This is a genomic window from Mangrovactinospora gilvigrisea (assembly GCF_001879105.1).
GTDB classification, from domain to species: domain Bacteria; phylum Actinomycetota; class Actinomycetes; order Streptomycetales; family Streptomycetaceae; genus Mangrovactinospora; species Mangrovactinospora gilvigrisea.
In genome coordinates this window covers 1-20,336 of the sequence record NZ_MLCF01000019.1, presented here as the reverse complement: position 1 = coordinate 20,336, position 20,336 = coordinate 1, and the positions used below count along the sequence as shown (strand labels likewise).

Below are 20,336 nucleotides of genomic sequence, written 5' to 3'. Positions count from 1 at the left end.
CGACCACGCCCTGGCTCGCCGCGCCGGTCGGGGCCGAGGAGGGGAACCCCCGCCCAGCCGACCCACCGCCACGCGCCATGGCCGGTCGGCGCCCCCTGTCCTCTCGCCAAGAGTTCACCGAGCACCGCGGTGCCCGCAGCAGCAAGGCGGGCCGGACGCCGGGTCCGTGGTGGACCCTCAGGCCCTTACCGCCGCCGCCCCCATCTGGGAAGTTCAAGGCCGGTGCTCCCTCCCCGGCCGCGGCACCGGTCCACGTTCCCACCCTCGACAACGGGACCCGCCAGCCGCGGCCACCGGGGAGACCGGCCAGACCTTGGGACAGGTGCCCGACCGGTCTCCCCGCGGGAAACTCCCGCTGAGCCAACTGCGCCCCGGCGACCTGCTCATCTACTGCCCCCAGGCCACCCACGTCGCGGCGTACCTGGACAAAGGCAAGATCGTCCAAGCACCCTGGCACGGCATGATCGTCAACATCGTCGCCACCGACGCCAACCCCATCCTGAGCACCCTGCGCCCGGACCCGGCCGCCGGATCCCCCGCCGCCTGGCACACGGCCCACCCCGGGTAAATCCGGGTGCGGCCGGCGCCCGCGGCCTGCCACCGTTCCCGTCATGGACGACACACAGCCGTCGCTCGACGACGCCTTCGGCCGCATCCTCGCCCGCTGCTGGGCGGCGGGCGCGGCGCCCTGGTCCGCGGTGGAGATCATCGAGCGGGACGACGCCCTGCTCGGGGCGGGCGACGCCGCCCGCTACTTCGCGGAACCGGACGCCTGGTCGCCGCTGGAGCGCAGCGGCTGGGAGCTGGCCACGGGCCGCATCCTCGATGTGGGCTGCGGGGGCGGGCGGCACGCCGTGGCGTGGGCGGCGAAGGGCCTGGAGGTGGTCGGCGTCGACCCCTCCCCCGGCGCGGTGCGCGTCACCCGCGAGCGCGGCGTCGACGCGGTGGAAGGCTCCGTCGCCCAACTCCCCCGCGATCTCGGCGCCTTCGACACCCTCGCCCTCTTCGGCAACGGCCTCGGCCTGCTCGCCGGCCCCGCGCAGGCCCCGGCGGTGCTGGCCGCCCTCGCCGCCGCCGCCCGCCCCGGCGCCGTCCTGCTCGGCATGGGCACCGACCCCGGCGACGACCCCGCGCACGCCGCCTACCACGCCCGCAACCTGCGCCGCGGCCGCGCCCGCGGCCAGCTGCGCATCCGGGTGCGGGACGGCGCCACGGCCACCCCGTGGTTCGACTACTGGCTCGCCGCCCCCGCCGAGCTGACGGCGGCCGTCGAGGCCTCGCCCTGGACGCTGGACTCCCTCGAACGCGCCCCCGAGGGCCCCGGCTACCTGGCGGTTCTCAGGCTTTAGGGCCGAACGGCCGGCCTGCGCCCGGCCGCCGGGAGGCGCACCCTGGACGGCAGGAGGAGGCACACCATGGACTTCACCATCCGCGCCGAGTACGAGGCCGGCCAGACCCCCGGCAGACCCAGACGCCCGGGTGGGGACCGCGAACCTCGGGCGCCATGGGGATCTCGGTGCACAGCCTCAATCCCCATGATCGCGGCCGTTTGTAAACCGCCGCCCCCACGGCCCATTTCGTGGTTCTTAGGGTCGGGAAACGCTCCGTCGCCGACACCCTGGGGCGGCGCACCTGCACCGAGTGCGTTCCAGGAGTGCTGATGAGGTGACGGAATCATCATCCGGATCCCTTGGACTGTGGTCCGCCGGGCGCCCGGCGCAGAGCTTCACCGCCATTGCGACGGGCGCCCCAAAGCTCACCGGGACCCTGACCAGGGACAGGTTTCACTTCACCTTCGCTCCCCCCGGGGCCGATTCGCGGTTCGGCCCCGGACACAGAATGTGCAGTGGAGGGGCCAACGCCTTGCAAAGCGGGTTCCGCCAGGGGTTGGACGGCCTTGGGACTCGGATGGTTCGATATGGCCCACCACACCAGTGCCCACCACCCGCCGGACCGATGATCCGGCCAGAGGTGCGGGGAAAGCGAGCGAGGCCGTGACTGCCCTGACCGACTCGTCCACGTCCAACGGTGCCGGCGATGCGCAGCAGCGCTTCCTCGAACAAATGACTGCGGAGCTGCACAGCATCGAGGAAGAACGCCAGAAGCTGCGCTCGGGCATTGAGGAAATGCAAGCGCAGCTCGCTACGTTGGATGCCGACCACGCGGTCCGCAGCCGCGTGGTCGCCGACGCACGCCGCACCACCGGGGCCAGCCAGGACCAGGGGCCGACCGCTGCGGCGCGCCGACACAGCGACGCGGGCGCCGAGAAGCGGTCCGCTGATGCGCCAAGCGATGACCGCTCCGGACCAAGCGTCGCCGAGCGCGGCGCCGACCCGGAGCCCGCCGAGACCGCAGGACAACTGGCACCGGCCGAGGAGGGATCGACGACGCCGGCCCGGGCGAAGGCGTCGAAGCCCAGGACCGCAACTGCGTCCCGCAGGTCGGCCACGCCGAGCCGCGGAACCGAGCCCACGCTGGTGGCGCGCATGCGGGAGTTGATCGACCGGCAGACCGAGCCGCGGACAGCTGCGGAGTGCGCTCAGGAACTGGGTGTGGGAACCGAGCAGGCGCGGGCCGCTCTCAACGGTCTGCTGCGGGTCGGACGGGTAACGCGGCGCCAGCAGCAACGCACCGTCTACTACGACGCGGTTCGCCCGGATGATGCGTCAGAGGGCGCCGAACCCGCGAACTCGGCAGCCAACACCGCACCCGACGCGAGCGATAGCGCCGCCGCCGCCCCCGGGCAGACGCGGAAAACGGGCACACGCCGGCGCGGCGCCCAGGAGACCGCGGCCGCCGGACTCCCAGCCGGGACTGCGGTGCCGACGGTCTCGGACCGGGTGCATCAGGTACTGCAGGCACACCACGAGCCCCAGAGCGTCGACCAGATCGCCGTCCAGGTCCACGGAACGGATGCGGATGCCAAGGCGATCAACGGAACCCGCACCGCGCTGGACCGTCTGGTGGCCCGGAAGGCCGCCGAGAAGATCCATCTGGGAAGGCGCCGGGTCGCCTATCAGGCCGCCGACGGCAGCGGGCCGGGTGGCAGCGGGCTCTCGGTGGAGTCGGCGCCCGGGAGCGCACCCAAGTGACTCCCTGGCCCTAGTCGACATCCTGTCCGTCAAACCTGCGCGTGCGGCGGGTGAACAGGAGGGCAGCGACCCCGAGCAGCAGCAGGCCGCAGGCGCTCTGCTCGATCCGCATCCAGGTCGGCAGGAAGCCCGGCAGGGCGACGATCACGGCGATGACGCCGACCATCGCGGTGGCGGTGATCCGCAGCCGCAGCAGCGCGCGGGCACTGCCCTTCGCCGCCCAGACGGCGAAGGAGTACATCAGCAGGGAGGTGGCCGCCACGATGATGCCGCGCACCCAGACGTTGGCGGTGACCAGGTCGTGGTGGCCGCGCATCAGATACGCCGCGATCACGGTGGCGATGCTGAGGGCGGCGTAGGCGCCGACCAGGGCCTTCGGGGCGTGTGGTGGCGGCGGCGCTGGTGCCGGTAGAGGTCGGGGTGGGGGGTGCCGGTCAGGGTGCTCATGGTGTGCCGCCTCGTCAGATCGGTTGCCGCTCCGGTGGGTTCCTGATGTCGTCGAATCTACGGAGCGGCCAACCGCCTGCCATTGGACCCAGCTGCCCGGCAGGGGTGGGCCCAGACCCACCACCGCGGTCGGGCCACGTCGGAGAAGGCAAAGTCCGGTCATCCTTCGCCCATCAGGGGCGCACCACGACGTCGGCCGTCACGCCGAGGCATCCGGTACCTCCGTCAGCGGATGCTTCCACGAGAGCGTGGGCCCGCGCCCGGCCTTCCCACTCAGGCACTTCAGGCTCATCCGTCGCGGCGAAGCCGTTCCGCAGCCTGGGCCGGAGTGTCGTAGTAGCCGGGTCTCGCGAGGAGGACGGTGGTGAAGTAGCCCTGCTCCTCTTCCGGATCATCGGCCTCGAACGGCCGCCAGAAGCTCAGCAGCAGGTCGGGGGCGACGAAGGAGGCCGGGTCCTCGGGGTGTTGCTCGATTATCGTGTGCTCACGCATGCGTTCAACAAGGTCGCGCGCGGGCAGCGCGAAGACGTCCAGGTCTCGGTAGAGCACCCGGTCCGCCTGGGTTGATGGTCGGCTGAGCTCGATGGCTTTGAGGGCATCGTGCATGCAGTCGATGGTGATCATGAGGTCGCTGGGTCGGAACACGTGCTGGCCCGGCCGGTCGGAGTCTGAGGTCGCTGTGGGATCGCGGAGCGAGGCCAGTGCCGTGTTCGCTGCGTCGCGGGGCATACCGATCCGCAGGAGACCCACGCCGACCGGCGGATCGAGGTCGAAGTCCATGCGCGATTATCTGCACGTCGCAGGCAGGAAACAGAGGGCGATCCAACCTCCCAGCTGACCAGGATCAGCTCCGGTGCCATCTGCCTTCGGTGCGCAGCGCTTCGCGACGATGACCAGAGCGGGCGACACCGCACAGCTCGACGGGCACATCGCTTCGCACCACGCGATGGCCGAGGCTGGCGGTGCGCCACCGGCTCACACCGCGATCAACGGGATCGCGACCAGGGTGGCAGCACCGATGCTGTACTGGGTGACGACCGCCGCGATGCGCGCCCGGTCCCGGGATGCCTCCGAGGACAGGGCCACGGCCACAATCCCCGCCGCCTGAGATGACCAGAACAGCCACCCGGCCGCATCGAACAGCTCATCCAGGTGCGGATTGCAGGCGCCGCCGATCCCGAAGCAGTCGGAGAACTGGGGCCTGGTGATTACCACCAGCCATGCCAGGGCTGCCCCAGTCCACAGCAGGATCATCCCTCGTGTTGCGGCGCGCTCGCCCGGGGTGTCTCTGCGACTTCCTGCCGTCGGTGTCAGTGCCTTCGTCATGCCCTCAGTCAGCCGCATCCCGGATGTCTGCGGATCCGCACCACTACTCACCTTCGCTGAGCGTGCTACTCAAGCGGTGGGCAAGACGCGGGTGAGGACATCGGCCAGGCGGTTCGCGGCTCCTGGGGCTTCACCGGCTCGTTGCGCGACCCGTTCGATGTGGTAGGGCAGGTCGGCGAGATCGGTGAGGTGGGGCAGCACCACAAGCCCGCCGTAGCCCTGGTCCATCAGCGCATCGCGTACACCCGCCAGTTGGCTCGCGCCAATCGGTCGCCCCGCACGCCCCATCACAGTGATGATGGTCGGACTGCCCGGCAGATCTCGGACCTGGCTGTGCAGTTGGTCGGCGATCTGCTGTGGGGCCGGCACAACCTCGACGATCTCCAGCAGGTGCGCCCACGGGGCCAGCAGGTCATCGCCGGCTTCGCGCGCCGCGATCCACACCGGCCAGTTGACCCGCCAAGAATCTCCGCCCCAGGTGGCAATCGCCTCCTCCTCCACGGCCTCGGCGAACTCCTCCATGACCTCGGCTGCGTCGCGTTCGCCGACGCCCAGGCCGGCGAGGTTGCGGATCTTGTTGCGCAGCGCCCACTGCGTCGTCGCCTGCCGCCACAGCACACCGTGGCGGCGTTCGCCCTCCTCGGCCAGGAACGCCAGGTAATCGGCCCGCCATTCGTCCAGGTGCGGCGCCCGGTCCTCGGCCGGGAGCGCGAAGTCATCCTCCTCGACCGGCTCGAGGCCGTCCATGAAGTCGTAGTCCTCCCACCACTCCTGAAGGTCCTCGGGATCGGACGCGTCATAGACGGCGGGGTCGTCGTCGTTCTGCCGGTTGAGCACATACAACACAAAGCCCTCGTCGAGGAAGCCCAGCATCTTCTCCAGCGGCTCCACCGTCCGTTGGCCGGCCCGCGTGAACCGCTTGAGCCGCTCCTGCAGCCACGCGAACATGCGAATGTCGGCAGGTCGGCGGTCCACCAGCCGCGTCCCCGCCCACAGCGCACGGTCGTGGGGCATCAGCGCGAGCACGGCGTCGGCGTGGTCGGGCCAGTGCCGCTGCGGAACCAGGCCCCGCCCGCCGTCGAGGATCACCACGTCGACCAGCGTTCGCGCCCGGGCGACCTCTTGCCCCACATCGGCGTCGCCGCTGATGGCGCGGGCGCGGACGGCGCCGCCGCCGCCGAGGGTCGCCAGGTCGACCCAGCCGTCGGCCGCCGGGGCGGGGGAACGGCGGCCGTAGGTCAGGATGTTGTTCGGATCGTCCTGCTCGGCGAGGATGCCCACTTTCGCGCCGGTGCGGGCCAGCGCGCCGGCGAGGGCTGCGGCGACGGTCGTGCAGCCCAGGCCGCCTTTCCCGGTCCCGGGCACGATCGCGACCACCCCGGTGACGCGGTGGCCGGGGCCGACCGGGCGCGGGCGGATCCGCTCGGGGCGGGGACCAGCCAGGTCCGCGGGTGTGGGGGCGTGCCGGGTCCAGTCGGGGACGGCGGTGATGAACAGGCCGATCCGGCGCAGTGCGGTGCTCCACACCGCTGCATCCGCGCTGTCGAGGCGGTGCCAGGTCGCGCTTTCCCCGTCCGCGGGTTCGGCACTGGTCCACAGCGGCGTCAGACCTGCGGCCTCGGTCAGGGCGGCGGCTTCGTCGAGGTTGTCCTGGGCGGCGGTCCTGCTGCGGGTGCGGCTCGGCTGGACCTCGATCGTCGCGCTCTCCCCGATTCGCCCCACCGCCAGGCCGGCGCGGCTGATGTGGGCGCGCAGCCCGGGCACGCCGACCACCTCGGTCCCGGACCGGCAGGGAAGGACCCGTGCGAGCACGGCGGCAACGAGGTCGCCGGCCGGGCGCAGCAGCAGCGTGTCGATGTCCGGGGTGACGCCTTCCAGTCCGAAGGCGGTGCCGGACGAGCGCAAGCGCGGGAGTCCGGCGGCGACGGGGCGGGCCAGAGCCTTGAGGACACTGGCTTCGAGGATCTGCTGCTGCGGGGTGTCGGCGTCGGGCACCAGGCCGTTGAACAGGCCCCGGCTGCGGTACCAGGTGAACGCGGCGCTGTAGGGCTCGCCGGTGTAGTCCGCGCGCAGCCGTGCGGTTTTGTCCTTGGACATGGTGGTCTTTCTGCGGCACGACAGCCCGGATCAACGCGCCGACAGACGACGGTGGTCAGTTCACTGACGAAGCATCCACTTCTTTCTGCCGTGGGCGCAGAGCCGGATCCGGGCCGCCTCTGCTGGCAGTGGCTGCAGCACAGCCACTCCCGATGCTACCCCGGTGCGGTCGTCAGCTCCGGCCCTCAGCATGAGTCCGAGAGATCGTGCGGTCGTCCATGCCCGGGAGTTGAACCCCGGGGCGAGGTCGTCCATATGAGTGCCTGTGCGCCTAGCCGGGCATCGGCGGGGAGGTGTCATCCGGCGGTTCCCAACCCGACTTCGCCGACACCGTCGGCGGCCCGTTCCGATTCCTCGGACAAATAGGGCGTGGACCCGATGATGCCGCCCGCCACCGTCGGCGGGTGCCCGGCGGTGCGCTCTCCGCGGCGCAGTAGCGACAGCGCCCCGCAGGCGGCCGCGATGGCGGCGACAACGTAGGACGGCGGGCTGTACAGGGAGGCAGAGGCCGAAGAACGCTGCCAGTGCCGCGCGGCTGGTCGTGAAGACCATCCGGTCGCGGAGGGACGGTCTGGTGTCCTTGCTGCCGCGGATCCTCAGCGCGGGAACAGATGCATGAGAGCGCCAGCCCGAAGTAGTCCGCTGGTTAGCTCGGACAGGGGGCAGAGAATGGCTATGCTCGATCCATGCACCTCAAGCGCGGCATCGACGCAATCGGCTTCCGGTAGGTACGCCAGGATCGTCCTGGCGGCCGCCGAGGAGCCTTTGTGTCCCGCACCGCCCATCACATCTCAATCCGTCACGGCAAGACCCCTTCGGCATGGTCGCAGCGTTTGCCCGGAATGCCGTTGTCGCGCGTCGAGATCCACAGTCTGCGCTACAGCGCTGCTTGCCTGGCCGACGCCGAGAAGGAGGGCCGCAGGCCCGTTCCGCAGCGTCTCTGGCGCCGGAGCGATTGCCACGACTTCGCGCGGCTGTCCCGCCATGATCGCACCATCGGCATCATCGCTGGCTACGACGAGAGGCGGGCGCGCCGGCGGACGCGTCTGCTGTGTCAGCAGGTCGGCGGATGGCACCGCGTCGGCGACGACCTTGACGCTTTCGACTGCCCGCCGGTCCGGCACCGTCACCACGCAGTGTGGGACGCATGGTGACTCATCCGGTCAGCGAGCTGTATCAGCGGTGACGCTCGAGGACTGCCTTGTGCGATTGACGTCGGATCAGGCGGTGGACAGCAGGATCAGCGCCGGTCCAGGCGGCTTCGGCGTGAGACGCACTGCTGCACGCGTCGTGGGTCCACGCATGTTTCAGGTCGCTGCGAGCGGCGACCTGGCACCGCCTCAGCCTCACGGAATCGCGTCCACAACCAATGTGGCGCCCCGCGCTCGGCCGGCAGACCGACGCGTCCCCTGGACCAACCGGAACCACGTGCGCCCGGTGTCCCGGTTGGGAGATTCTGCGGCAGCGCTCATGTGATCGGAGGTCCGCTGGCCAGCGGCTTGGTGCAGGACGTACCTCACGTGCGGTTGGTGGAACCTGGAGATCGGCTCTTTAGGTGTGGACGCGCACCGTACCGACCGGGGCGGCAGTCAGGGCGATGATCCCGCCCCACCGGGCAGGGTAGGACTCAAGCTCCTGCCGGGTGGGGGCGAGGGTAGTTGCGGCATCGACCGGTTCGCTCGCCTGAGCGAACTCCTCAAGGCTGGCGTAGGTCCTGGCCGTAGTGACCCGGGCGAGTTGAGCTCCCAGCTCGCTGGTGAAGACGAAGTGGAAGGCCTCGCTGCCCGCCGCATGACGCCAGGGCCGGGCCGGCAAGTACAGGGTGATGGGCCGGCCGCCGGCAAGAACAGCGAACCGTTCGACATCGAGAGGGTACTCGAGCGCCGGACGGATACCGGCACGTGCCGCGTTGACGGTCTGCCGCCGCCGCTGATGCGCCAGATGGGCATCCCGAAGGTCCTGTTCCGCGCCAAGGAGGCGCTCCAGGTCAGCGCGATAGGCCTCCTCACGGGCCCGGTGGGCGGCCTGATCTTCCATCTGCTGCCGGGACTGCTCGGCATTCTTGGCGGTCTCCTCCTCGACCGTGAGGTCTCGGTCCAGGTCCGCCAGGGCGCGGGCAAAGGGCAGGTCGGTCATCGGGGTGCCGCGCTCACCCGCCTCCAGGCGCTTCGTGGACTGCGCCGCGATCTGCCGGATAGCAGCGGTGCCCATAAGCATGGCGATATGCCACCAGCGGGCCATCGCCCTATCGAGCGCCGGCCCGTGGGTTGCGGTGGTCATCTCCTGCCAGGCCTGGGCGCGCTCGGCCGGGTTGAGAGCGTTGAGGATGCCGCCCACAGTGCGGGGAACGTCCTCGACCTCCTTCAGCCCCGGTAGTCTGTCGAGCTCGTGGGGGTACCAGCCAGCCAGGAAGACGTCGTCATCGGCCCGTGGATCCGGCTTGTCCCATGGAATGAACGCGGCTTCGTCGCGATCGTGTTGGGGGCGCGCCCGGCCGATGACGAGGATCCCGGCAGTCTGGACGCACCATGCGGACACCGCTTGCCCTCCCCCGTGCTGGGCATCGCGCGCGCGGGCATCGGCAAGAGTGGCTTGCCGCTTTTCGATCTCACCGGGCAATTCGGCGGCGATCAGAGACAGCAGGCTGTCGGGATGGCGCTCGTCACGGCAGGGGATCTCCACCTCAGTGCGGTCGCGGCGGATGGTGGGGTCTTCGCCGTCGCGGGTGAACAGGGTGTCGGTGAGGGCCTCGAGGGCAGCGGTGTAGCCGTCACCGGCCCCGACAAGCCCATCGGCCATGGCCCTCCACTGGCCGTCGTCGTGCTGCTCGATGCTCGCGATATACAAGCTCACGGCGCGACCTCTTTCCACCGCTCCGGGCGGCTCTGGGCAGATCTGGAAGTTTTCACCTCTCCGGTGGGGTCTGGGAGCGTATCGCGTCAAGGTCGCCTGCGGTGCACGATCCGTGGCAGTGGTCGCCGGGGTGGGATCCAGGCTCTGCTTACAAGGCGGGAGCGATACGGCCACCACGGAGTTTGCGACTTCGCCGAGGGTTTCGGTGATGGTGTGCTTCGTCGTCGCGATCAACAGGACGGTGGCGCATCCTGAGCGAAGTGGGACGGGGCTGAACGGCGAACGGGCCAGTTCGACAACAGCTTCCCCGTGGGTGGCCTCTGCCTCGGCCACCCGGACGATTGCGTGTCACCCGACTGGGCGGGGACAGCGGCTGTCAGACCTGCGTCGTCGGTTCCTGTCTCGGGGAGGACAGGTACGCCGTCTTATGGGTGTCCGGGCGCGGCTGGTGAGTCGAGATGACTGTTCAGTTCGTTGCGGAGGATTTCGAGTCTGAGAGCTTCTTGGGGAATGGCCCGTCCGGCGCACAACACTTCACAGGCCCGGGGGCGGGTGGCCGGCGGCAGCCATGCGGTGGCTTTGCGAGCTTCGCTGAGGCGGACGGGGCGATCGGGGCGGGAGGGTTGGTCCAGGAGCAGCTCCCATAGGTGGAGTGCGGGCCCGGCGGGGATGTCGCTGCGTTCGGCGGCCGCGCAAGCGGCGGCTGCGATTGTGAGGCCGGGGAGGTCCAGGTCGCCGAGGTAGTCCAGCTGTATAACCGTGAATGGCAGTTCTGTCAAGGATTTCAGTGGAGCGGTATTGCGGCCCTGGGTCCAGATGACGGCGGCCCACCGCGGATCCGGTCGCTCGCGGAGGGCAGTCAGGAGGGTCCGGAAGGTCGCATGGTTTTCGACTCCGACCACCGGCTGCGGGCTGTTGGGGATGGTGTTCACGGGTTCCCAGACCAGTGGGGTTGGGTTGCGTCGGCAGCGCAGGAGCTCGAGGGTGAGGCGGCCGGGCGCCCACAAGGTGGCGCCGCCGCGCGGTGGCTGGTGGTCGAATGCCTTCTCATCGCCGAGCAACTGGAAGGCGCGTTCGGCGGCGGCGGCGATGGGGGCATTGCCGCCGTCTGTGCGGCGGAGCCAGTCGTTGACGGCATGGAGGAGGTGGCGCTGGGCGCCGGTGAGGCGAAGGTCCGTGGCCCAGGCGAGTTCGGGCCGCAGCGCGGTCGGTATGGGGCGGTGGCCGTCGACGGGGCGGGGGTTGGCCGGGGTGAGAGTCACCGTCTTCGGGAGGGTGGTGCGTCCTCGCCGGACGGTGGCGGTGCTTGCGGCCGTCCAAAGGCCTGCTTGTTGGCCGCGGGCGAGGGTGTCCTGGATGACTGTGGGCAGGTCAGTGGGGTCAATGTGGGGGGCCAAGGTTCTGACTGCGGCTGCGAAATCATCGACGTGCCGGCGTCCGCCGCGGCGGGTCGGATCGAGATGGGCGGCGAGTCGATGCGCGTCGAGGTGAGGTGCTGGGGTCATTGCCCGAGGACCTTCTTGACATCTCGTTGGATCAGTGTGAGGTCGATGATCTCGCGTTCACCGGTGTCGAGGTCGATGACTCGTTCGCCGGTGACAGGACGGAGCCGCCGGGTCAAGGTGATGACGCGATCGAACATTGACAGCGCGCCCGGGTCGCGTGGGGCTGCAGTGAACAGCAGTTGCAGTTCCATCTTGTCTGCGACCCGGCGCATGGTGCGCACGAACTGGTCGGCCGAGGCCTGGCCAAAAGGATTGTCGAGCCAGAGCCATCCGATCGAGGAGGTGTAGCCCATCGAGCGGACCTTGGTCATGGGGGCATAGAGGAGGACTGCGGCGGTGAGGCGCTGTCCGTTAGAGAAGTTCTTCAGTTCGGAGACGTCGACCCGGTCCAGACGAAGATCGGTGTGGGGCTTGAGGATCTTGACGCGGAAGGGGGTGTCGACGAGCGCGCGCACTGCGGCGAACATCAGGGTTTCTGCGTCGGATCGCGCGTTGCCGGGCGCCAGGAGGGCATGGACGATGCGCACGATACGGTCCACGGCTACGGAGTCGTCCCCAGGGACCTTGCCGTGCTCGATGTGGACGAAGTGCCTCTTGGACCATTCGCCAAGTCCGTCGGGCAGGAGTGACTGGTGGTGATAAGTCCGCACTCGGGTGAGGGCCTTGGTGGCTTGAAGGTGCAGAATGCGGGCGGTGTTGAGAACGTTCTGCTCGTGGCGATCCAGGTCGTCGCGCAAGGATGCGGCACGCTCGTTGAGTCGTTCGGCGAGATGGTCTGCTGCGGCGGCCAGGTCGTGATCGACGCGCAGTTGTGCCAGGAGTTCTGCTACGCCCGGATCTGCGGATTCCTGCACGGTGCGGGCGAGGCTGCCGTGCGCGGTAGCACGCACACGGCCGGCAGCGGCGTGTTCGGCCGCCTCGCTATCTGCCAGAGCCTGTAGCCGGGTGCGCACGCGTTCGGAGCATGCGGTGAGTCGGGCTTGAAGGTCGACAATGTCCGGACAGCGCCGGCCGGTGCGGGTCGGGTCGGCCAGATCGCGCATGGGTGCGGTGAGGGCGGCGATCAGGTCCTTGGCTTGGGTTGCGTCGCGCTCGGCGGCTTGTGCAGCGGCGGCACTCTGTTCCTCGGTGCGTTGGGTCTCTTGGGCTTGTCGGGCCGTGCGGCCAAGGTGCTCGGCGTGCTGTTCGGCTTCGCTTGCTGCGGCGACTTGGTCGCTGGCAGGCACGGCCTCGATGCGGGGGCAGGCGCGCTCGGGGTGCTCCGCGGCCAACCGTTGATGGTCGTGGTGCGCCGTCTCAGCGATCTGCTGGGCCCGTGCGTAGGCTTCGCGGGCCTGGGCTTCTCGGTCTTTGGCCCTCTCGATGGCCGCGTTGAGCGCCACCTGGTGGCGAGCCTCGTCGGATTCCGCGAGTCTGACGGCCACGCGGCGGATGCGAGAGTGCGCCGCGAGGCGGGCATCGAGGTCGGCGAGTTCCTCACGGGTTCGTTCCAGGTCCTGATGGATGGACGGGTCGAGGGCAGCGTCCTTCAGGGCGGCTCGGACGCCATTGAGGCGGGCGAGGATGGTGGCTGGTTCCTCATCGGGCACGGCACCCTCGCGAGTCGCGGTCAATCTATGGGAGCGGATGGCTTCGGTGGCGTCGTCACGGTCGCAGCGGGCCTGGTGCTCGCGCGCGTCGGCGGTCTTGACGGCTTCAGCCAGGAGCGACAATCGGCGGCGGAGGTCGTCGATGTGTCGGTCTGCCCGGTCCAGGTCGGCTTGGAGCCGAGGTTGGTCCTTGCGGGCGTGTGCGGCCGCCTGGGCGGCCGCGATCAGCGGGGTGAGGAGCCTGCGTTGCTCGGCGGCCTCCTCGAGGGTGTGCTCGGCCTCCTCGCGCTCCGCAGCGAGTCGCGATCGGTGGTGCGCAAGGTCGTTCAGGGTGGTGGTTGCGCGTTCGTGGTCGGCGTCGGCCTGAAGAGCATGTTGGTGCGCCGCATGAAGCTGGTCGGTCCAGGCTGGGCGGGGGTCGCTGGGTCGTTCGTGCCACAGTCGTGCCAGCGCGGCCAGCGCTTCTCGGGCGTGCTTGGCGCGGTCGGTTGCGGCTTGACGGCGCTTCTGTGCGTCTTCGAGGTCTGCGGTGGCATTGGTGACCATGGCGCCAGCGGCCTCGCGGTCATAGGTGCCCGCGGGCGGCAGGAGCACGTGACCGTGCGTGCCGTCGCACGCGGTCTCGGTGTGCTCGGTGGCGGCGACGTCCGGGTCGGATACGGCTCCGATCCACACGGCGGTATCGAGCGGGACGTCGCTGACGGCCTCGACAGCCGTGTCCAGGTCGTCCGCGCTGGCCAGGACCATGCCGGAGGCGATCTCGGGTCGCGCGATGGCGAAGGCGGCCGCTGTCTCGGCCCTCATGGTGTCCGCCAGCCACCGCCACCCGGTCCAGGCGGTCACGTCGGCGGCGAGACAGTGCTCCACCAGCGTTTCGACGATGTGCGCGGACGGTACGAGGCCATCGCCGCCCACAGCGGTCAGGGTGCGGCGTGCGGCTGCTGCGTCGGCGCGGGCGGCCGCCGCGTCATTGTCGGCTTGGTCGGCCGTCTCGGAGAGCATCGTGCTCAGTTCGGCGCGGGCCTTCCACAGATCAGTCGGAATGGCGTCGGTCACCGCGTGAAGGTGAGGGTCGTGGCGGAGTGCCTCGATCCAATCGTCGGTCTGTGTGAGTCGCTGTTGCAGGCCATCGGCTTGGGTGCGGGCGTCGACCGCCTGTTGGCGTGCGACATCGATCGCCGTACGCGCGGACTCGGCCTGCTCAGCGTTCGCCGACAGTAGAGCATCGGCGTGTCGGCGATGCGCGAGCGCACTGCTGCTCTTGGCCGCCCAGGCCGCCTCGGCGGTGGCCGGGTCGATGCCGACGGGCAGCAGGCCGCACGCTGCGGCGTCACTCAGTTCCTGGTCCGTTTGCTGTATCCGCGCGGTGTGCTGCCGAAGCTGCTCGGCCGCGGTGGCCCGTCCGCCTACGGCCTCGTGCAGACCTTGTTGGGCTCGCTCGACATCGCGCTGGGCGCGCCGGCAGGCGCGCTGGGCCTGGCTGTGGTGCTGTACGGCGGTATCACGACGGGCCGTCAGAATACGGGCGAGAGCATGGCGGTGCTGTTCCTCATGGGCCTGCAGATGCACCACCTCGGTTTCGGCGGCCGCCAACTGTGTCGCCAGTCCCGCCTCGCGCGCTTTGATCCGGGCGACCTGCTGAACGGTGGGCACCAGGTCCCACGCTTTCAGCTCGCGCGCAGCATGATCGCGGGCGGCGCGGGCGGCGCGGGCAGTCGATTCTGCGGCCTCGGCGCGTAGTTGCGCAGCTCGTGTCTGCATACGCCCTTGGTGATGCAGTGCGTTGCGGACTCTCGCGGCGGCTGCCTTCTTGCGCCGATCGTGCTCGAGGCACTCCTGGTGGGCCCGTTGGGCATCTTCGGCGAGGCCGCCAAGGGTGGCGTCGGCGTCGGCGAGGGCATCCACCGCGCGATGGTTGGCTGCATGGGAGGCCTCGCGGCACTCGCGGCCCTTCCGGTGGGCGGTGGCCAGATGCTGCAGTGGTTCGGCGGCCGCCGTCCACAACCTGAGCTCGTTCTGCCACCGGGGGCGGGCGGCGGCGTGATCGCGCAGGACGTCGATGCTGGCGCCGATCTGCGTCGTCGTCTCGGGAGGAGTCGTTGCGCCGATGAACCACTGGACGAAGGCGTCGGAGTCGTGAAAGCGCATCATCTGGTCGATGCCGCCCTCCGTGGCGTTCATGCGGGCCTGAAAGCGCACCTGCTCCAGATCGACGTCGGCCGCACGCTGCCAGGCAAGCCACTGCTCGTGGTTGGACGAGGGCGGGTGCGGGGGCAGGGCCCCGGTGTCCGGAAGCAGGGCCCGGACTGCGGACAGGTATTGGGGAGCGGGTGTGCGGTTGCCCGATGTGGTGCGAAACGGCAGGTCGACAAGGGAGGGGCCCGTGCCGTAGGTGATCCAGCCGTAGTAGGTGCGGGCCAGGCTGCCGGGCTCATCGAGGTGGCGCACTCCGTCGCTCCAGTGGGCGACCATGCCCAACACGATGCGTTGCGTTTCGTCGCCGACTATCCGCGTGGCCTGTTCGACGACGTGGCACACATCGTCACCGCGCACCAGTTTGGCCAGGGAGCGGTCGGAGTCGCCGCGGATGAAGTCCCGGACGTGCGGAAGGTAGAGGCTAAACCGCAGTGCGGTCATCGTGGTTTTGCCGACTCCGTTCTCGCCGCACACAACGGAATGCTCGATCGGTCCACTGGAATCGGCAAAGTTGATGTCGAGGCTCTCGCAGCGTGCCTCGGGGTACCCGACACCGCTGAGGTAGGTGCGCTCCAGGCGCCAACTGGTCCGCACTACTCACCGTCCCGAAGGTGGTCGTCGTCGCCCAGGGGTGCCACCTGAAGTGCCTGGCGGATCAAGGGGCCACCGGTGCCGGCGATATGTAGCCGGAACCGATCGGTGGACCTCCACACCTTCAGATCAGGTCGGGGCCCCTGGACGGTGGTGTCGGAAATCAGCAGACGGAAGTGTCCCAGCATGGCCAGGGTGTCCTCGCACATCCGCACGGTGCACGTTCGTCTCAGACGTCCCTGGCTGGTGGTGACGGCTTGCTGGCGTGGTTTGTAGACGCCCCAGGCCGCACCGAGTCGCTGGTCGGGTCCGCTCGCCTCCAGTGCCGTAGCCCGCTGGCGGATGAGACGGTCCACGTCGGGAGCGGTGACCCGTCGGGTGGCTGAATCGGTGAGTGCATGCGCGGTCGGATAGCACCAGGCGGCGGCGCCGGCCAGTGAGAGACCGTAGATGAGACGGTCGTCGGAGCAGGTGATGCGCAACCAGCGGTCCGTCCCGGTTACCGCGAGGGGTGAGTCTGGATCGGCCCCTACGATCAACCCCGCTGACCGGCGCGCCCCCAAGACGCGGAGGCCGAGGGCTGTGTAGTTCTCCTCGCAGATCCCCCGGAAGTCAGGGTCGGCAACGAAGCGGTCGAGGAGATCGCCGTACATGCCGTTCCGGGCCGGTAGGGCGGCCGGATTCAGCACGTACAGCAAGAGAAGTCCCGCGTCGCGGGCGTCGTCGCGTTCGGTCATGGTTGAACCTCCCGGTGGCAGATGAGGAGGTCGGGCAGGTGCAGGTCCGGCAGGTCGCCGAGGGCCCCGTCGTCGATCGCCCACCAGTGCTCGTCGCCTGCGGGTTGGTTGTCAGGACGCCACAGCAGCAACGCATCCAGGGCAATGAGAAGACGCAGGCGAAGACGCGCGGTGTCGGCGTCGCCGCCGGCCAGGGCCGCCAGGTCGACGACGGTGGACAGATCCGGCTTCGCGAACAGGGATTCGACATCGCTGAGCAGATCGGTCACTCGCACCTGGTTCCCCGGAGCGATCCGGAACTCCCGTAGTGCATCAGCGGCGCGGTGAAACAGCGGAGGGAACTGCTCGAATACGGCCTCCTCGGTCAGAGCCTCGGCAGGCCCGGGCAAAGCCGGTACGTCAACGGGCTGCTCGGGCGGACGGCTCAGGCGGTCTCCCAGGGCAGTGATGTCCAATACGGCCTGCGGCATCGGCGGTGTGAGCGCGGGGAGATGGGGCAATGCCTCGCCTTTGAGGAGGGCCGTCAGGAGGTCAGCGGTGGGGTCGACGTTCCGGGTCGGGGCGAACGAGAGCGCCTGGGCGGCCTGGGCAGCGCGCCAACGCGGCGCTGCCTCAATGACTTCGGTGTTCAGCGCGGTCAGGGTCTCCACGGCCTCATCCAGGCGCGCCAACGCAGCCGACAGCTGGTCGACGGCATGCGCATCGCTGCCCTGCGAGGCATTGGAACGCAACTGCTCCAGATGGCGCCGAAGCGCACCATCGACATTGAGCCGCCGGTCCAAGTGGTGTGCGGCCCGCGTCAGCTCAGGCTGGAGGATCGTGAGGTAGCTGACATGGGTGACATCCCGTTCGGCCTCGTCGATCAGGCGTCGAACTGCAGCCGCATAGGTCCGTGAAAGCGTCAGTGCGTCCTGGGCCGAATCGATCGCGGCGTCCAATCGGCCGCTGTCGACTTGGGCCCGCAGGACTGCGATGACGGCCTCGTGCTCGTCCTCCGGCGAGCGGTCGGTGGCAATGAGCAGCAGTGCCACCGCTGCCTTGTCCACGTTGACCAGCAGGGTGTGCCCGTCCTCAGCTAGCGTTTCGAACGCGAAGCGAACCGTGGCGGTGACACTCCTCCACTCCGCACTAGGGTCGGCGTAGGCGACGCTGAAGTACGGAGTGCGCTCATCGTGGCGCAAAAGGCGGTCGAGGACGTGTCGCGCGACACGGGTGTGTTCGGCGGCCGGGCGATCGGGTGCCATAGCGGAGGCGGCGCAGGTCATCTCGGAAAGGACGACCGTCCGTGGAGCCCCCAGGCTGCCTTCGAGTCCCGATGCCAGAGCTACGGTGTCCACGCACAGTTGGATCAGCGCGATGAAGTCGTAACGGGACCACGCGATGGTCGAGGGGTTTTGGGCGCGGCGCAGGTGATTTTCGAAGACCGGCGCCAGGAAAGCCAGCGATCGCCGCCGACGCGCCGCGGTTCCCGCCAGCGATGAAGTGCTCCAGGAAGACTCCACGCCACCACCGATTCCACTCAGCAGCATTGCAGCCGCGTCAAGCCGTTGACAGCTCCACAGTTCCTCGTACCTGATATCGCAGTGCGGGCCAGCTGGGCAATAGAACGACAACAGTTGTTCGGAATCGAACCGTTCGGCCCGTTCCCAGGGCGACCAAGATTCCCGCCTGCATCTGCGGCACCCCTCGTTACTCCATATCGGACGAGCCGCAGCAGATAGATCAGAACTTGACTCCGCGAGCCTATTTCGAAGTTACCTCAACTCTTCGATTTATTTATCAACGCCCCTCGAAGTCGACTCATCCACCCCCGGTACTCACCCCTTCTGGCGCCCCTCCAGGCACGTGGGTCACCCCCTGCCGCGAGGCTGCGCCTTCTGGGAGCGGCACCGATCCCCGCAACGCATCCAAAAGCGCCGGTGACAGCTGATCACACACTCAGTGCGGGGCTCGAACCGGGGTACCACCCGCCCGGACAACACACCGCTCCACTGCGTACACAACTAGTCACCAAAAGCAATCGGGGTTCTGTTCGCGAGACCATGCAGCAGTGGCAGGCCCAAGGTGGTGGTGAAGGATCGGAGCCGGCTCCGCCGGATGCGTAGCACCCTCCGGGCAAAAGGCCCCGGAACACCTGGAAGATCGGGAACCTCGGCGGCGCCGGCCTTGTCGTGATCGTCGGGATCATTCTCGCCTTCGTGATCCACATAAGCACCAACGGTGAATCCCAGAAGACCTGCTAGATCCACTATGAGATCATCGGCACGGCCACTCACCAGTGATCATCTACAGCAAGTGGGACAGGCAAACTGGTCCACCCGCCAGACAACTGTGGTCAAGCTGCCGTGGACACGGACGGAGGCGGTCGCCGGGTTGGTCAAGAAGCTGGAGGCGGGATCGCGAAGTACTCAGTGATTCCCAATATGGTTTGTCAAGCCTGATGTGACGCCTGGTGTGTTGGCTATGCCGGTGCGTGGTCGGGCCGAGGTGGCTCGACGGTGAAGGTGCGGTGGTCGCGTATGAGCGCCCACAGCACGTCGAGGCGCCGCCGGGCGAGTGCGAGCACGGCCTGCTTGTGTGTCTTCCCTTCATCGCGTTTGCGCTGGTAGAAGGCCTGTGAGGTGGGACAGCAGCGTGCGGCGACTTGGGCGGACAGGTAGAAGACACGTAGGAGCCGGCGGTGGTAGCGGCGGGGGCGGCGCATGTTGCCGCTGATCTTGCCGGAGTCCCTCGGGACCGGGGCCAGGCCGGCAACGCCGGCCAGGCGGCCTGCGCTGCCGAAGGAGGCGATGTCACCACCGGTGCAGGCGACCAACTCGGCGCCGAGCAGGCTACCGATGCCGGGCATGCTCGTGATCGCCTCGGCGTGCCGATGCTCGCGGAACCGGGCCTCGATCTGCGCATCGATGCGGGCGATCTCCTGGTCCAGGTCGGCGACCGCTCGGGCCAGCGTGCATGCCATGACCGCGGCTGTCTTCTCGCCGGGGATCTGCGCGTGTTGCAGGTTCGCGGCTTCGATCGCTGCGGCCGCGACGGCGGACGCATTGCGGACCTTGCGGTTGACCAACCAGGCGGTTAGCCGTGACTGGCCCATGCGCCGTAGGCCGGCAGGCGTCTGGTAGCCGGCCAGGAGGACGAGCGCGGCTTTGGAGGTGTTGTAGTCGAAGGCACGCTCAAGAGCCGGAAAGTACTCCAGCAACTGGGCGCGAAGCCGGTTGATGGCGCGGGTGCGGTCTGCGGACAGGTCGTAGCGGCGGGCGGTGAGGATCCGCAGGTCGACCGCGATCTCGTCCCACTCCTGCAGAGGCTGCAGGTCACGGCGCATTCGCGCCTGGTCAGCGATGACGAAGGCGTCCTTCGCGTCCGTCTTGCCATCTCCGCGGTAGGAACTTGACGCGTGGTGCACGGTCCGGCCGGGGATGTAGATGACCTGCTGGCCGTGCGCCGTCAGCAGGGCGATCCACAGCGCGGCGCCGCCGGCGTTCAGGTCCACCGCCCACGCCACAGGGTCACCGTCCGCGAGCGCAAGCACGTCGCCGAGGAGTTCCAGCAGCTCGGGCTCGTTGTTGGGCACCCGCCGCGACAGCAGCTTCGTCCCGCTCATGTCGATGACCGTGCAGTGGTGCTCGGCCTTCCCCGCGTCCGTCCCCGCCCACAGCTCAGCCAACCTGGGCCTCCTCGCAGCTCGCGTCGGTTGTGTTCCCGCAGACGACCACGCCGACGTGTCCCTACGAAGCGACTGCTCGCGCATCCCAATCAGTGGCCGTGTCGTCGCGGGGTCAGGGCGGCCAATCACTGAAAGCCACGATCTTCGGCATGAGCTTTTTGAGCCACACCCAGACCCCTGGGGTCTCCGCGATCCTACGAATGACCGGGACCGACCCCGCACGAACAAGGTAGGGA

General features: G+C 69.0%; 15 protein-coding genes. 4 read left to right on the top strand and 11 right to left on the bottom strand.

The window, feature by feature from the left end; all coding sequences use genetic code 11:
* The first annotated feature begins 322 nt into the window (after positions 1 to 322).
* From BIV57_RS24920 to BIV57_RS05365, 3 genes are all read left to right on the top strand, one after another.
* Positions 323 to 568, top strand: a complete 246-nt coding sequence (locus tag BIV57_RS24920; protein WP_071655488.1) for an NlpC/P60 family protein — start codon at positions 323 to 325, stop codon at positions 566 to 568.
* Positions 569 to 611: 43 nt separating this feature from the next.
* Positions 612 to 1,349 carry a class I SAM-dependent methyltransferase gene (locus BIV57_RS05370; RefSeq protein ID WP_071655487.1) on the top strand — a complete coding sequence of 246 codons (738 nt, stop codon included), beginning with the start codon at positions 612 to 614 and terminating at the stop codon, positions 1,347 to 1,349.
* A 645-nt stretch (positions 1,350 to 1,994) separates the two neighbouring features.
* On the top strand, positions 1,995 to 3,092 hold the full coding sequence (locus tag BIV57_RS05365) for a hypothetical protein (RefSeq protein WP_071655486.1): 1,098 nt from the start codon (positions 1,995 to 1,997) through the stop codon (positions 3,090 to 3,092).
* Between the two features lie 10 nt (positions 3,093 to 3,102).
* Here BIV57_RS05365 and BIV57_RS05360 read toward each other — a convergent pair whose 3' ends face one another.
* The 4 genes from BIV57_RS05360 to BIV57_RS05345 all read right to left on the bottom strand — a co-directional run bounded on the left by BIV57_RS05360 (position 3,103) and on the right by BIV57_RS05345 (position 6,860).
* Positions 3,103 to 3,426, bottom strand: coding sequence for a hypothetical protein (locus BIV57_RS05360; protein ID WP_217651693.1), 324 nt, complete (start codon positions 3,424 to 3,426; stop codon positions 3,103 to 3,105).
* Between the two features lie 401 nt (positions 3,427 to 3,827).
* Positions 3,828 to 4,319 carry a hypothetical protein gene (locus tag BIV57_RS05355; RefSeq protein ID WP_071655485.1) on the bottom strand — a complete coding sequence of 164 codons (492 nt, stop codon included), beginning with the start codon at positions 4,317 to 4,319 and terminating at the stop codon, positions 3,828 to 3,830.
* A gap of 195 nt (positions 4,320 to 4,514) precedes the next feature.
* Positions 4,515 to 4,865 carry a hypothetical protein gene (locus tag BIV57_RS05350; protein WP_139275466.1) on the bottom strand — a complete coding sequence of 117 codons (351 nt, stop codon included), beginning with the start codon at positions 4,863 to 4,865 and terminating at the stop codon, positions 4,515 to 4,517.
* A 69-nt stretch (positions 4,866 to 4,934) separates the two neighbouring features.
* The gene (locus BIV57_RS05345; RefSeq protein WP_139275464.1) at positions 4,935 to 6,860 is read right to left on the bottom strand and encodes a hypothetical protein; all 1,926 of its coding nucleotides are present in this window, start codon (positions 6,858 to 6,860) and stop codon (positions 4,935 to 4,937) included.
* Between the two features lie 869 nt (positions 6,861 to 7,729).
* Here BIV57_RS05345 and BIV57_RS05340 point away from each other — a divergent pair.
* The gene (locus BIV57_RS05340) at positions 7,730 to 8,116 is read left to right on the top strand and encodes a hypothetical protein (RefSeq protein WP_139275462.1); all 387 of its coding nucleotides are present in this window, start codon (positions 7,730 to 7,732) and stop codon (positions 8,114 to 8,116) included.
* A 397-nt stretch (positions 8,117 to 8,513) separates the two neighbouring features.
* Here BIV57_RS05340 and BIV57_RS05335 read toward each other — a convergent pair whose 3' ends face one another.
* From BIV57_RS05335 to BIV57_RS05310, 7 genes are all read right to left on the bottom strand, one after another.
* A complete protein-coding gene (locus BIV57_RS05335) occupies positions 8,514 to 9,815 on the bottom strand; it encodes a hypothetical protein (RefSeq protein ID WP_071655481.1) in 1,302 nt (433 codons plus the stop codon).
* A 425-nt stretch (positions 9,816 to 10,240) separates the two neighbouring features.
* Positions 10,241 to 11,320, bottom strand: coding sequence for a DUF2399 domain-containing protein (locus tag BIV57_RS05330; protein WP_139275460.1), 1,080 nt, complete (start codon positions 11,318 to 11,320; stop codon positions 10,241 to 10,243).
* The gene (locus BIV57_RS05325; RefSeq protein WP_071655479.1) at positions 11,317 to 15,699 is read right to left on the bottom strand and encodes a coiled-coil domain-containing protein; all 4,383 of its coding nucleotides are present in this window, start codon (positions 15,697 to 15,699) and stop codon (positions 11,317 to 11,319) included. Before BIV57_RS05325 ends, BIV57_RS05330 begins: the two co-directional genes overlap by 4 nt.
* Positions 15,699 to 16,433 carry a hypothetical protein gene (locus BIV57_RS05320; RefSeq protein WP_071655478.1) on the bottom strand — a complete coding sequence of 245 codons (735 nt, stop codon included), beginning with the start codon at positions 16,431 to 16,433 and terminating at the stop codon, positions 15,699 to 15,701. The genes BIV57_RS05325 and BIV57_RS05320 overlap by 1 nt, the downstream gene beginning before the upstream one ends.
* The gene (locus BIV57_RS05315; RefSeq protein ID WP_071655477.1) at positions 16,430 to 17,962 is read right to left on the bottom strand and encodes a hypothetical protein; all 1,533 of its coding nucleotides are present in this window, start codon (positions 17,960 to 17,962) and stop codon (positions 16,430 to 16,432) included. The genes BIV57_RS05320 and BIV57_RS05315 overlap by 4 nt, the downstream gene beginning before the upstream one ends.
* 474 nt (positions 17,963 to 18,436) lie before the next feature.
* Complete coding sequence (locus BIV57_RS24520; protein ID WP_139275458.1) at positions 18,437 to 18,709, bottom strand: hypothetical protein; 273 nt, start codon at positions 18,707 to 18,709, stop codon at positions 18,437 to 18,439.
* A 185-nt stretch (positions 18,710 to 18,894) separates the two neighbouring features.
* A complete protein-coding gene (locus tag BIV57_RS05310) occupies positions 18,895 to 20,100 on the bottom strand; it encodes an IS110 family RNA-guided transposase (RefSeq protein WP_071655476.1) in 1,206 nt (401 codons plus the stop codon).
* Positions 20,101 to 20,336: the final 236 nt, after the last annotated feature.

What these genes read in the sequence shown, in the direction of transcription:
- BIV57_RS05370 (WP_071655487.1), top strand. Translation starts at nt 612, where the DNA reads ATGGACGACACACAGCCGTCGCTCGACGACGCCTTCGGCCGCATCCTC.
- BIV57_RS05355 (WP_071655485.1), bottom strand. Translation starts at nt 4,319, where the DNA reads ATGGACTTCGACCTCGATCCGCCGGTCGGCGTGGGTCTCCTGCGGATC.
- BIV57_RS05350 (WP_139275466.1), bottom strand. Translation starts at nt 4,865, where the DNA reads ATGACGAAGGCACTGACACCGACGGCAGGAAGTCGCAGAGACACCCCG.
- BIV57_RS05330 (WP_139275460.1), bottom strand. Translation starts at nt 11,320, where the DNA reads ATGACCCCAGCACCTCACCTCGACGCGCATCGACTCGCCGCCCATCTC.
- BIV57_RS05320 (WP_071655478.1), bottom strand. Translation starts at nt 16,433, where the DNA reads ATGACCGAACGCGACGACGCCCGCGACGCGGGACTTCTCTTGCTGTAC.
- BIV57_RS05315 (WP_071655477.1), bottom strand. Translation starts at nt 17,962, where the DNA reads ATGCTGCTGAGTGGAATCGGTGGTGGCGTGGAGTCTTCCTGGAGCACT.